Origin of the sequence: Micromonospora sp. DT81.3 (assembly GCF_049847225.1) — a bacterium.
Lineage (GTDB): Bacteria > Actinomycetota > Actinomycetes > Actinomycetales > Microbacteriaceae > Microbacterium.
On the sequence record NZ_JBNCNY010000010.1, the window covers coordinates 79827 to 92042 of the forward strand.

A 12216-nucleotide genomic window follows, 5' to 3' on the forward strand; every position below is an offset into this window, starting at 1 on the left:
CCGCGCGGCGTCAGCGAACGAAACGGACCTCGGTGAGCGACTCCCCGAGGAAGGGCTCGACGTGGCTGGCGCCGTCGGCCTTGAAGCCGTTGCGCACGTAGAACCGGTGCGCACGGGGGTTGTCGTCCGCGACCCACAGGTACAGCGGCTCGTTGTCATCGACGGCGGCGTCGAACAGCTTCTGGCCGATGCCGGTGCCGTGCCACGCGTCCAGCAGGTAGATGAAGTACAGCTCCCGGGACCGGGGGGCGTCGTCGTCGCGAGCGGGTCCCGAACCGACGAAGCCGACGATCTCACCCTCTACGAGCGCGGCCGACATGCGGTACTCCGGCCCCTGAGCGGCCCAGTGCGTCCACAGTTCCGCCATGCGACGGGGCGATACGCGCTCCAGAGCGGCCTTGCTGATGAGGTGGTCGTATGTCTCGTGCCAGCAGGTGGCATGCACGCGGCCCAGAGCCTCAGCATCCACATCGCGAACCGGTCGGACGATGACGTCGGTCTGGAGTTCGGCATCCATGGCCAGACTCTACGCGCGGCGCGGCGCCGGGGGAAATCGAGCGAAAGCCCTTGACAGGCCTGTCGGAAGGCCACAAACGAATCGGCCCTGGCGGGGAGGATTCACTACGCTCGGGCCTCGTGAATGTGATCTGGCGCACCCTCCTGACCATCTGGCGCGCGAAGGTCCTCCTTCGACGAGGGGGGCGCATCGATCCCGTGTCGATCGGACGCGTCAGGCTCCGCACCATGCCGACCGATCTGGACCTGCTCGGTCACATGAACAACGGCCGCTACGCGTCTCTGTTCGACCTCGGTCGCTTCGATCTGCTGATCCGCACCGGCATCTGGGACGTGCTCAACGCGAAGGGCTGGTACGCCGTCGTCGCGAGCGAGACGATCACGTTCCGCAAGTCGCTCGAGCTCTGGCAGCGCTTCACTGTGGAGTCCCGGCTGCTCGGGCACGATGACCGGTCGGTGTACATGATGCACCGCGCGGTCGTGGGGGGCGAGGTCTATGCCGAGATGATCGTGCGCGCCCGATTCCTGCGCCGAACGGGCGGGATCGTGCCGCACGACGAGCTGTTCGAGGCGCTCCACCGACCCGACGATCTGCCGCCGCTGGCCCCGTGGATCTCCGAGTGGGCGGCGGGCTCTGCGCTCCCGTCGACGCGCGTCGCGGCCCCCAGCGTCTGGGGCTAGCGCGCCCCGAGGCCGGGAATAGGCCGGTCTAGCCCAGGAAACGGACACGCGCAAGGCCGTTGCCCGGCGGCCGCTTCTGCGGTTGTGTCGAAGGAGCGCACTCGATGCGACCGCATCGCTGCGCGCACCGAAGGGGGAGTTCCCATGGATACGTCCGTACTCATATGGATCATCGTGGCCGTCGTCGTGGTGGCCGTCATCGTCGGCATCGTGCTCATGACGTCTCGGCGTCGCGCCGAGCACCAGCGGCAGGTTCAGCACGACAAGGCCGAGAAGCTGCGCGAAGAGGCGCGCCAGGCCGAGCTGGCGGCGCGCGAGCGCGAGGCGAAGGCCGCACAGGTGCGTGCCGACTCCGCATCCGCAGCCGCCGAGGCCGAGCAGGCCAAGGCCCGTGCACAGCAGGCCGACGTCGAGGCGCGTCGCCTCGCCGACAGCGTGGGCGAGCACGATTCGGATGCCGCGAAGCAGCGCCAGGCGCAGGCCGAAGCGCTGCGCAAGGCCGACGAGATCGACCCGCTCGTGAACACCGATGGCTCGCGCGGCCAGACCGTCGACTCCGACGCCCGCGGCGTCCCGGCCGCCACCCGCGCCGACGCCCGCGACACCGGCAGCACGGCCGGCACCCGCACCACCGCAGAGATGCCCCAGTCGGGCGTCCCCGGCTCCGCGCCTGCGGACACGCGCAACACCGCGCCGGACGGTGTCGGCGGCTCCGGATCGCAGCACGGCGATCCCGTGATCGCCGGCGAGACCACGACCGACACCCGCACCGATGCGGAGACGCGCCGCCCGGGCGACGAGCGCCGGGTCTGACGACTGCTCGCGAGGGGTCGAGTGAGCGCCCGACCCCTCGCTGAGCTCGCGCCGGCCTGCGGCGCCGCCCCGCGGATCGCCGGTCACCGAAGATGCGGCGGTCGTAGGCTTGTCGCATGTCCTATACACCTCTTCCGGCGCCACAAGCGCCGGCCACCGACCCGGCCGCGCGGGCCATCGAACTCGCGCAGCGCTGGGTGACCGAGAGCGATGAGGCTCAGGTCGATCCCGCCGCCGAGCGGCTCGCCGGAGTGCTCCGCGACCCGAACGGTCTCCCCTTCACCCTCGGCTTCGTCGACGGTGTGATGCGGCCCGAGAGCATCGTCGCCGCGGCATCCAATCTGCACCGCGTCGCCCCCCTCGTGCCGGGGTTCCTGCCCTGGTACCTGCGCGGTGCCGTGCAGCTCGGCGGAGCGATGGCACCCGTGCTGCCGACCCCGGTCGTCCCGATCGCCCGGCGCGTGCTGCGCGAGATGGTCGGCCACCTGGTGGTCGATGCCCGGCCCGAGAAGCTGGGCCCCGCGATCGCGAAGATCCGGGAGAGCGGTGCACGCCTCAACCTCAACCTGCTCGGCGAGGCCGTGCTCGGCGAGCACGAGGCGCTCCGCCGGCTCGACGGCATCCACGAGCTGATCCGTCGCCCGGACGTCGACTACGTGTCTGTCAAGGTGTCGGCGATCGCGAGCCATATCTCCATGTGGTCCTTCGACGACGTCGTCGACAAGGTCATCGAGCGGCTGATGCCCCTCTACCTGACCGCGGGGGGTGACCCCTCGACGGGCTCGGGGACCACGTTCATCAACCTCGACATGGAGGAGTACCGCGACCTCGACCTGACGATCGCGGTCTTCACGCGCATCCTGGAGGACCCCCGGCTGAGCGATCTCGAGGCCGGCATCGTGCTGCAGGCCTATCTGCCCGACGCGCTCCCCGCCCTGCAGCAGCTCACCGCGTGGGCGAAGGAGCGCGTGGCGGCGGGCGGGGCGCGCATCAAGATCCGCCTGGTGAAGGGCGCGAATCTCGCGATGGAGCGGGTGGATGCCGTGATGCACGGCTGGCCGCTGGCCACCTACGACTCGAAGCTCGACTCCGACGCCAACTACCTGCGGTGCCTCGAGTACGCGCTCGAGCCCACGCGCTCGAGCGCCGTCAAGATCGGGATCGCCGGCCACAACCTCTTCGACATCGCCTACGCGTGGCTGCTCGCCGGCGAGCGCGAGGTGCGCGAAAGCGTCGAGTTCGAGATGCTGCTCGGCATGGCGCAGGGCCAGGTCGCGGCCGTCGCCCGGGATGTCGGACACGTGCTGCTCTACGTGCCCGTGGTGCGGCCCGACGAGTTCGACGTGGCAATCAGCTACCTCGTCCGCCGGCTCGAAGAGAACGCATCGAGCGAGAACTTCCTCTCGGCCGCATTCGAGCTGGCCGACGACCCGTCGATGTTCGAGCGCGAGCGGGAGCGGTTCGTCGCCTCGATCGCCCGATCGCACGATCCGTCGCTGCCCATCGGGCCGAAGCGGAGGCAGGACCGGCGGGCCGCGGTGGCTCCCGTCGGCGACGCCCGGGTGCTGCGTGACGCGCCCGACGCGCCGGACGCCGCGGGGGCCGCGGACGACGACGGCCTGACGAAGGCGGTGCTGGGTATCGAGCCCCCGGCCGAGGCATCCGTGTTCGGCGGTCAGCACGTCGTCGAGACCGCGGTCTACGAGACGCGCGAATCTTCGCCGGCCGCCGGCGCGACCGGCTTCCGGAATGCGCCGGACACCGATCCTGCGCTGCCCGCCAACCGCGCGTGGTCCCGCGACATCCTCGGCCGCATCGACCGGTCGACGGCAGGCGATGCCACGATCGACGCCGCCCGCATCGACGACGAGTCGGTGCTCGAGGCGACGATCGCGCGCGTGCAGCAGGCCGCGGTGGCGTGGGGCGGGCTTCCGGCGGCGGAGCGTGCCGCCGTTCTCCAGCGTGCGGCGCGCGCCCTCGAGGCCCGCCGCGGCGAGCTGATCGAAGTGGCTGCCTCGGAGACCGGCAAGGTGTTCGCAGAGGCGGATGTCGAGATCAGCGAGGCGGTCGACTTCGCGAACTACTACGCGGCGACGGCACGGGAGCTCGACCGGGTGAGCGGGGCCGTCTTCGAGCCGTCGCGCCTGACGGTCGTGGCCCCGCCGTGGAACTTCCCGATCGCGATCCCCGCCGGCGGAGTGCTGGCCGCGCTCGCGGCCGGGTCGGGCGTCGTCTTCAAGCCGGCTCCGCAGGCACGCCGGTGCGCCGCCGTGGTGAGCGAGGCGCTCTGGGAGGCGGGGGTTCCTCGCGACGTGCTCGCCCTCGTCGACATCGAGGAGGGCGCGCTCGGCCGGCGGCTGATCGCGCACGAGGCCGTGGATCGCGTCATCCTCACGGGTTCGTGGGAGACGGCCGCCCTGTTCCGATCATGGCGACCCGAGCTCCCCCTGCTCGCCGAGACCAGCGGCAAGAACGCGATGATCATCATGCCCTCCGCCGACCTCGACCTCGCGGCGGGAGACCTCATCAAGAGCGCCTTCGGGCACGCCGGGCAGAAGTGCTCGGCGGCATCGCTCGCGATCCTCGTCGGGCCGGTGGCCCGCTCCAAGCGCTTCGCCCGGCAGCTCGTCGATGCGACGCGCTCGCTGCGGGTCGGGCCGCCGAGCGATCCGCTGTCGGAGGTCGGTCCGCTCATCGAGGCGCCGCAGGGCAAGCTCGCGTGGGCGCTGACGACGCTGGACGAGGGCGAGAAGTGGCTCGTCGAGCCCCGGCCGCTCGCGCCGCGCGCCATGGGCCCTGGTGTGGACGTCGACGCGCGATTCTGGTCGCCCGGCATCCGCACCGGCGTGCAGCCAGGGTCGCGGTTCCACACCGAGGAGTTCTTCGGGCCGGTGCTGGGCGTGATGCACGCCCACTCGCTGTCGCACGCGATCGAGCTGCAGAACGCGGTGGCCTACGGCCTGACGGCCGGGCTCTACACGCAGAACCCGAACGATCTCGCCGTGTGGCTCGACCGTGTGCAGGCCGGCAATCTGTATGTGAACCGCGGCATCACGGGCGCCATCGTGCAGCGGCAGCCCTTCGGCGGGTGGAAGCGCTCATCGGTCGGGGCGGGCACGAAGGCGGGCGGTCCGAACTACCTGATCGGCCTCGGGTCGTGGCGGGCGACGGCGGGCGGGGCGCCCTCCTCGACGCTGCACCTGCGGGGGCTGGACACCCGGATCACCGCCCTGATCGAGGCGGCCCAGCCTTCGCTGGACTTCGCGTCTTTCGAATGGCTTCGGCGGGCGGCGCTGTCGGATGCGGTGGCGTGGGACCGCGAGTTCGGACGGGTCCGGGATGTCTCCGACCTGGGTGTCGAGCGGAACCTGTTCCGATACCGGCCTGTGCCGGTCGCTCTGCGCGCGACGGGCGACGCCACCTGGCAGGCGCTGCTGCGTGTCGTCGTGGCCGGAGTGCGCACCGGGTCGCAATTCACCCTCAGCACGCCGGTGGGCCTTCCCGCCGACGTGCGGCGCGTGCTAGGCGAGCTCGGCACGCCGGTCTCGGTCGAGACCGATGATCAGTGGCTCGAGCGGATGTCGGGCGACGGCCGGCCGCCGCGGGTGCGCCTGATCGGCTCGCCGGGAACGGTGTCTGCACTGCACGGGGCGCTGGCGATCGCCGTGTCGGGCGATCCAGATCTGGCGGTGTACGCGAACGAGGTGACGACCGCGGGGCGGATCGAGCTGCTTCCGTTCCTGCACGAGCAGTCGATCACGATCACCGCACACCGGTTCGGCAACCCCGACGCCTGGAGCGCCGACGTCATCTGAGCTGACGGAAGACGACCACGGGGATCGAGCGGGAAGGTATCCGACCGGATTGATTGGACCGAGAAGGACCCGATGGGAAGGGATCCGACCCGGCCGGACTTGACACGTAGAGGGAACCGGAGTGCCGCCGATTGCCGGTCCCCCCATCGTGCGAGAGAATGCGGGCGTATGTCGAACCTGACCATCATCCAGCGATCCCCCGATCCCGAGCAGGTCGTCGCGCAGTCGCGTGCGCACCGGTCGATCGCCGCGCGCATCCGCGACCTGGGCCGGAACCGCATCGGGGCGCTTCTCCTCCTGATCGCCACGGTCGTGGCCATCGTCTGGGCCAATGTCGCGCACGGCTCGTACGAGGCGTTCTGGGAGACCCACCTCACGGTGGGGGTGGGCGATCTGCAGCTGGACTTCACCCTGCACGCGCTCGTCAACGACGCCCTCATGGCGATCTTCTTCTTCACGGTGGGCCTGGAGGTGCGCCGGGAGTTCGCGATCGGAGAGCTGACCAGCTGGTCGCGGGCGATGGTGCCGGTGCTCGCGGCGATCGCCGGCCTCGCCCTTCCCGCTCTGCTGTTCGTGATGATCGCGGCGGACTCCGGGCAGGCGCACGCGTGGGGCATCGTGATCTCCACGGACACCGCCTTCCTCGTCGGGGCGCTCGCCCTGATCGGACCGCGCGTCCCCGGGCGGCTGCGGGTGTTCCTGCTCGCGCTCGCCGTGGTGGATGACATCGGGGCGCTCAGCATCATCGCGCTCGTGTACACCGAGAACTTCAATCCCCTGCCGCTCGTTCTCGCGGCCATCGGACTCGCCGGCGTGTACTTCACGCGCTACCTGCGGGGCGGGCGCGGTCCCGTCTACGCGACCCTCGCCGTCATCGTCTGGCTGTGCTTCCTCGCTTCGGGTGTGCACCCGACGCTCGCCGGCGTCGCGATCGCCCTGCTGGTGCCGGTGTACCGGCCCGACCGGCGCGACGTCGAGCACGCCCTCGATCTCGCTCGCACCTTCCGGCAGTCGCCGAACACGGAATACGCCCGGGCGGCCGCCAACAGCCTGCGGGAGTCGATCTCGATCAACGAGCGGCTGCAGTCGGCGTACGCACCCTACGTCGCCTACGTCATCCTCCCCCTGTTCGCACTGGCCAACGCGGGGGTGGTGCTCAGTCCCGAGATCCTCGGCGCGGCGATCGCCTCTCCGCTGACATGGGGAATCGTCGCGGGACTCGTGGTCGGCAAGTTCCTCGGGGTCTTCGGCGCCGCGGCCGTGCTGCGCGTGCTCAAGCTGGGCGAGTTCGGACCCGGGCTCACCCTGGATCGCATCGCCGGCGGCGCCGCGCTCTGCGGCATCGGCTTCACGATCTCGCTGTTCATCGTCGACATCGCCATCGAGGACGCCGATTCGCAGAACGAGGCGCGGGTGGGCGTACTCGCGGCATCCGTCCTCGCGTTCCTGATCGCGACGCTCGTCTTCCGCATCTCGGACGCATTGCGCCCCGACGTGGAGGTCGGTCAGACGCTCGCGCGCCCTGTAGACGCGCGGCGCGACCATGTGTTCGGTGCTGCCGACGCGCCGTACACGATCGTCGAGTACGGCGACTTCCAGTGCGGGTTCTGCCTCAAGGCGTCGGGCTCGATCCAGGAGGTGCACAAAGAGCTCGGCGACCGGCTGCGCTACGTCTGGCGGCATGCGCCGCTCACCCAGTACCACCCGAACGCGCTCGCGGGCGCGGAGGCGGCGGAGGCCGCCGCCATGCAGGGCAAGTTCTTCGAGTTCGAGCGCGGACTGTTCGCCGATCAGGAGAATCAGCGTCCCTCCGACATCGTCCGTCTCGCTCGTGAGCTCGGTCTCGACGTCGAGAAGTTCGAGCGTGATCTGACATCACCCGAAGTCACCGGGCGCGTGCGGGACGACATGCTGGATGCCGAGGCGATGGGCATCACGTCGGTTCCGACCCTCTTCGTCAACGGCCGGCGCCACACGGGTCCGTACGATGCGCAGTCCCTCATCCGGGCGCTCGGCGAGGCGGAGCAGTCGGAGCCTGTTCGGTAGGACTCGGCGGGGGATGCAGCTCGGGGCGGAACAGCCGTCGAACGACCACGATTCATGGCCCCATCATGCCGATCGCGATCGAGGCCGGAGCAGGGTTCGCACAACGCTCACAGGATCGGAACTCCGGCGTGGCCCGCGAGGACGATTCACTCGAGCGATGACGAGAGCGCATCTGATGTCGGAGGCTGCCCGTACAGTCGTATATATGTACGAAACTCTCCGATTCGATGATTCGCTGACGGGCGATCCGGGTCGGTTCATCGATGCGCGCGACGTGCTCGACGGGGACGTCGAGGTCCTTGCGAGAGGACCGTGGAGTCCCTCCTCCGAGGAGTCGTTCGACGCGGGGCTGTCCGAGCTGGAGGGGGCCGTGATGCGCTCGCGGGTGCTCGTGGCGGACCAGTACCGCATCATGGGTGAGGTGCTCGATGCGGCGGCCGATGATCCGGCGCCCTGGGTGGGTCGGGACCCGACTCTCGAGCCGGACTGGTTCGATCCTCGGGGTCGGTCCGTCGGTTCGATCCGCCGAACGAGAAGCGAGGTCGCGATGCGCGCCGCGGGCGCGGACATCGCCGTGCGACTGCGGATCGCGGAAGGGACGGTGCACGCCCGGGCAGGAAACGCTGGAACCCTGAAGCGGCGGTGCCCGCGGGTGTGGGAGGGATTTCTGTCGGCCGGATCGCTGAGGCGAACGCGGTCACCGCCGCGCAGCTCGCCGGCAGCGTTCCCGATGACGCACGAGAGGCGTGGGACCGCTTCGACGCCCAGGTCGCTGCGTCGGCCGAGTCGTTTGACGGCGGGAAGTTCCGGATCCGCGCGCGGGTCATTCGCGAACGTCTGCACCCGGAGTCGGTGGAGGTCCGCCACCGCAGGGCAGCGGAAGACCGGCGGGTCTGGGTGACGCCGGAGCTCGACGGGATGGCGACGGTCGGCGCCTTCATGCCCGCGGTCGACGCCCACGCCGCGCTTGCTCGGGTGACCGCTGCGGCGCGCCACCTGAGCTCGTGCGAAGGCGAGACGGGCACGTTCGCGCAACTCCGCGCCGACGCCCTCTCCGACTTGATTTCGCACGGCGAGGCCGCGAATGAGCGCGCGCACGACGGCGACGCAGGTGCTTCAGGGGTCCGCGCGCAGATCGAGGGCGGTGGCGGCGGCGAGCGTCGGAAGGGGCCAGGGGGCGAGACGGCGGGAGTTCCCGGCTCCGGCCACCCGGCCGGTTCCGACCGACGGCCCGGCGTCGTCGCATCCGTGGCGATAACGATCCCCGCGCTCACACTGCTCGGTCACGGCGGGGAGCCGGCCATGCTCGAGGGCTACGGCCCGATCGATCTGGACACCGCGCGACGGCTCGCAGCAGGCGCGACGTGGTGGATCCGAGTGCTCACTCATCCGGTGACAGGGACGGTGCTCGATGTCGACCGCGGGGCCTACCGCGTTCCCGGAGCGCTCCGCAGATGGCTCGGGGTGCGGCATCCGCTGTGCATCTTCCCCGGTTGCCGCCGGCCGTCCGCCGAATGCGACGTCGACCATTCGATCGATTGGCAATACGGCGGTGGCACCCGCGACGACAATCTCGCGCCGCTCTGCCGGAGTCACCACACGATCAAGCACGAAAGCCTCTGGGCGATGGCGCGCGATCCGGTCACCGGAGACATCGCGTGGACCAGTCCGACCGGATACACCACGAGCGCCGATCCGCCGCCCTTCTGAGTCACGTGGCCACGGTCCGGTCTTCACGACGCGGCGCCCCGGTCGGGCCGTCACGACGCGGCGCCCGGTGGGATCGTTACGACGCGGCGCCACGGTCGGGTCGTCACGACGCGGCTACACGGTCGGGTCGTCACGACGTGCGCGCGGTCCGGACGTTACGACGCCGCGCCCGGTGGGGTCGTCGCGGCGCGGCGCCCGGTCGGGACGTCACGACGCGGCGACCGGTCGTTCGCGGCGCTAGTCGAGGACCGCGTAAAGGCGGGAGATCCGACCATCCCTGACGAGAGCGATGTCACTCCCGGCCAGAACGGGATCTTCTCCTGGTGCACCGAGCTGCCAATGGAACAGCACGGCGTCGTCGGCGTGCTGGACCGGCCTCCTCAGGGAGAACCGGGTGCTCGGCCCCATCATCGCCGCGAGGGCATCGATGCGTCGGATGAAGTCCTCTCGCCCATCGACCGCACCGTCCTGATCCACGTACCGAACGTTCTCGTCGAACAGACGCTCGATCGCCGTACGACGTCGATCGGGGTCTGCCTCGTTCGAGACGTCCGCCAGGTAGGCGGCGACGAGGTCTTCGGGATTCACCCCTCCATTGTGCCGCTGCTGTCCACTGTGCCGTCGCCCGAGCCCGAGCCCGAGCCCGAGCCCCAGCCCGAGCCCGAGCCCCAGCCCCCGCGCCGTCACCCGTGGCGTCACCGGGCCCGCGGCTCTTCGCACTGGTGTAAAGAATTCTTGACACAGGGATCCAGAGGGCGTACCGTCATCTGTGTCAAACATTTTAGACATCGAAGGGCGGGCGATCATGGGATACGCCGAACGCAACACCTGGGCCCAGCTGATCGCGAGTGCGGGTGGAACCGCCGTCTATCTCGCGATCGTGCTCCCGCAGCTTGCCACCACGCCTGTCAGCGAGATCGACTGGGTGTGGCCCATGATCTGGACGATCGTCGGTGCGATCATCGTCTCGATCGTCCTCAGCATCCTCTGGGGCATCTTCGCCGGGATGGCGAATCCCGAGGCGGGGCACACCGCCGACCTCCGAGACCGGGAGATCGAGCAGCTCGGCGACCGCGTCGGTCAGGCGTTCATGGTGATCGGCGGCCTTGTCGCACTCGTCCTCGCGATGGTCGAGGGACCGTGGTTCTGGATCGGCAACGCGATCTTCCTCGGATTCTTCCTCTCGGCGTTCCTCGGCGGACTCACCCGCATCGTCGTCTACCGCCGGGGGATGCCGTGATGGTCAAGCCGACGAAGGTCACCAATTCCATCCGCGCGGTCCGCGAGACGCAGGGCATGACGCAGGCCGAACTCGCCAGGCGCATCGGCGTGACCCGCCAGACGGTCATCGCGATCGAGCAGGAGAAGTACTCCCCGTCGCTCGAGCTGGCGTTCCAGATCGCCCGCGTCTTCGGCGTGGGACTCGACACCCTTTTCCAGTACCCAGAAGGACACCCCTCATGAGCACCCGAATCCCCGCACCCGACCAGACTCCGAACGCCACTCCGAACGCCATCCCGAGCCCCACCCCGAACGCCGGCGCGACTCCCACCCGGACCCGCACGATGGACGCCTGGATCCAGAACCACTACGGCGGTCCGGACACCGCGCACGTGGTCCGCGCAGACGTTCCGAATCCGGGTCACGACGAGGTGCTGGTGCGGGTTCGCGCCACGTCCCTGAACGCCGCGGACACCCACATCATGCGCGGTGACCCCCTGCTGCTGCGGCTCTTCTTCGGCATTCGCCGGCCGAAGGAGCGTACGCGGGGACGGGATGTCGCCGGCACGGTCACCGCCATCGGGCCGGACGTCGTCGAGCTCGCCGTCGGCGACGAGGTGCTCGGCGAGCTGGCCGGCGGCGGCCTCGCCGAATACGTGAAAGCTCCCGCATCCCGGCTCGTGCGGCGCCCCGCGAACCTCGGTCCCATCGCCGCCGCCGCCCTGCCGCTCGCGGGCGGCACAGCCTGGCAGGCCATCGAGAGCGGCGGCGTCGCCGAAGGCCGGCGCGTGCTGGTGATCGGGGCATCCGGCGGCGTCGGAACCTTCGCGGTGCAGCTCGCCGCCCATCGCGGGGCCGAGGTCTGGGCGCTCTGCGGTGCCCGCAGCCGCGGGCTGGTCGAGCAGCTCGGTGCGTCCCGCACGTTCGACTACACGCAGACGGATGCCTCGGCTCTGCCCCCGGCATCCTTCGATGTCATCATCGACATCGCCGGAACCGCCCCGCTCCGCGCCCTCCGCTCCCTGTTGCGCCCCGGTTCCCGGAAGCAGCGCGGAGGCACGCTGGTGCTGGTCTCGGGCGAGGGCGGCAGGGTCCTGGGGCCGATCGGCCGCATGCTCCGCGCGGCGCTGCTCGCCCCGAGCGGCCGCGGCCGCCGCATCCGCCCGCTCGCCGCGGTCACGAAGCCCGACGTCACGAGCCGGCTCGCGGCCCTCGCCGCGGACGGCTCCATCCGCTCGGTCATCGAGCGCACCTGGCCCCTCGGGGAGGCGCGCGAGGCGCTCGCGCACGTGGATGCCGGCCACACCGTCGGCAAGGTCGTCGTGCTGATCACCCCGGAGGACCCGACGTGAGACAATAGGTGCTGGCGTGCCTGAGTCGCACCCTTCCTCCCGCGCTGTTTCATAGAAGCGCG

At 70.4% G+C, this 12216-nt stretch carries 10 protein-coding genes; 8 read left to right on the plus strand and 2 right to left on the minus strand.

Annotation, left to right across the window (positions count from 1 at the left end; genetic code table 11):
* Positions 1-10: 10 nt before the first annotated feature.
* On the minus strand, positions 11-517 hold the full coding sequence (locus ACPW96_RS19025) for a GNAT family N-acetyltransferase (RefSeq protein WP_425884956.1): 507 nt from the start codon (positions 515-517) through the stop codon (positions 11-13).
* Between the two features lie 119 nt (positions 518-636).
* On the opposite strand from ACPW96_RS19025, the gene ACPW96_RS19030 reads away from it, so the two are divergent.
* From ACPW96_RS19030 to ACPW96_RS19050, 5 genes are all read left to right on the plus strand, one after another.
* Positions 637-1197, plus strand: a complete 561-nt coding sequence (locus tag ACPW96_RS19030) for an acyl-CoA thioesterase (protein ID WP_425884958.1) — start codon at positions 637-639, stop codon at positions 1195-1197.
* Between the two features lie 144 nt (positions 1198-1341).
* Positions 1342-2010: a hypothetical protein gene (locus ACPW96_RS19035; protein ID WP_425884959.1), complete on the plus strand. Its 669-nt coding sequence runs from the start codon at positions 1342-1344 to the stop codon at positions 2008-2010.
* A 116-nt stretch (positions 2011-2126) separates the two neighbouring features.
* Entirely contained in the window at positions 2127-5825 is a 3699-nt protein-coding gene (locus tag ACPW96_RS19040; RefSeq protein ID WP_425884961.1) for a proline dehydrogenase family protein, read from the plus strand.
* A gap of 168 nt (positions 5826-5993) precedes the next feature.
* The gene (gene nhaA, locus ACPW96_RS19045) at positions 5994-7871 is read left to right on the plus strand and encodes a Na+/H+ antiporter NhaA (RefSeq protein ID WP_425884963.1); all 1878 of its coding nucleotides are present in this window, start codon (positions 5994-5996) and stop codon (positions 7869-7871) included.
* Between the two features lie 654 nt (positions 7872-8525).
* Positions 8526-9581: a DUF222 domain-containing protein gene (locus ACPW96_RS19050; protein WP_425884964.1), complete on the plus strand. Its 1056-nt coding sequence runs from the start codon at positions 8526-8528 to the stop codon at positions 9579-9581.
* A 237-nt stretch (positions 9582-9818) separates the two neighbouring features.
* On the opposite strand, the gene ACPW96_RS19055 is transcribed toward ACPW96_RS19050, so the two are convergent.
* Positions 9819-10301, minus strand: a complete 483-nt coding sequence (locus ACPW96_RS19055) for a nuclear transport factor 2 family protein (protein WP_425884966.1) — start codon at positions 10299-10301, stop codon at positions 9819-9821.
* Between the two features lie 49 nt (positions 10302-10350).
* On the opposite strand from ACPW96_RS19055, the gene ACPW96_RS19060 reads away from it, so the two are divergent.
* Genes ACPW96_RS19060 through ACPW96_RS19070 form a run of 3 tightly spaced genes read left to right on the plus strand, consistent with a single transcriptional unit; the run spans position 10351 to position 12154 of the window.
* Positions 10351-10821 carry a hypothetical protein gene (locus ACPW96_RS19060; protein WP_425821092.1) on the plus strand — a complete coding sequence of 157 codons (471 nt, stop codon included), beginning with the start codon at positions 10351-10353 and terminating at the stop codon, positions 10819-10821.
* Positions 10821-11045 (plus strand): helix-turn-helix transcriptional regulator, encoded by a 225-nt coding sequence (locus tag ACPW96_RS19065; protein WP_425821091.1) that lies wholly within the window; start codon positions 10821-10823, stop codon positions 11043-11045. Before ACPW96_RS19060 ends, ACPW96_RS19065 begins: the two co-directional genes overlap by 1 nt.
* Positions 11042-12154, plus strand: coding sequence for an NAD(P)-dependent alcohol dehydrogenase (locus ACPW96_RS19070; protein WP_425884968.1), 1113 nt, complete (start codon positions 11042-11044; stop codon positions 12152-12154). Before ACPW96_RS19065 ends, ACPW96_RS19070 begins: the two co-directional genes overlap by 4 nt.
* Positions 12155-12216 lie beyond the last annotated feature (62 nt).

Excerpts from the sequence above, each read along its gene's own strand:
- ACPW96_RS19025 (WP_425884956.1), bottom strand. The coding sequence starts at position 517 with ATGGATGCCGAACTCCAGACCGACGTCATCGTCCGACCGGTTCGCGAT.
- ACPW96_RS19035 (WP_425884959.1), top strand. The coding sequence starts at position 1,342 with ATGGATACGTCCGTACTCATATGGATCATCGTGGCCGTCGTCGTGGTG.
- ACPW96_RS19040 (WP_425884961.1), top strand. The coding sequence starts at position 2,127 with ATGTCCTATACACCTCTTCCGGCGCCACAAGCGCCGGCCACCGACCCG.
- nhaA (WP_425884963.1), top strand. The coding sequence starts at position 5,994 with ATGTCGAACCTGACCATCATCCAGCGATCCCCCGATCCCGAGCAGGTC.
- ACPW96_RS19065 (WP_425821091.1), top strand. The coding sequence starts at position 10,821 with ATGGTCAAGCCGACGAAGGTCACCAATTCCATCCGCGCGGTCCGCGAG.
- ACPW96_RS19070 (WP_425884968.1), top strand. The coding sequence starts at position 11,042 with ATGAGCACCCGAATCCCCGCACCCGACCAGACTCCGAACGCCACTCCG.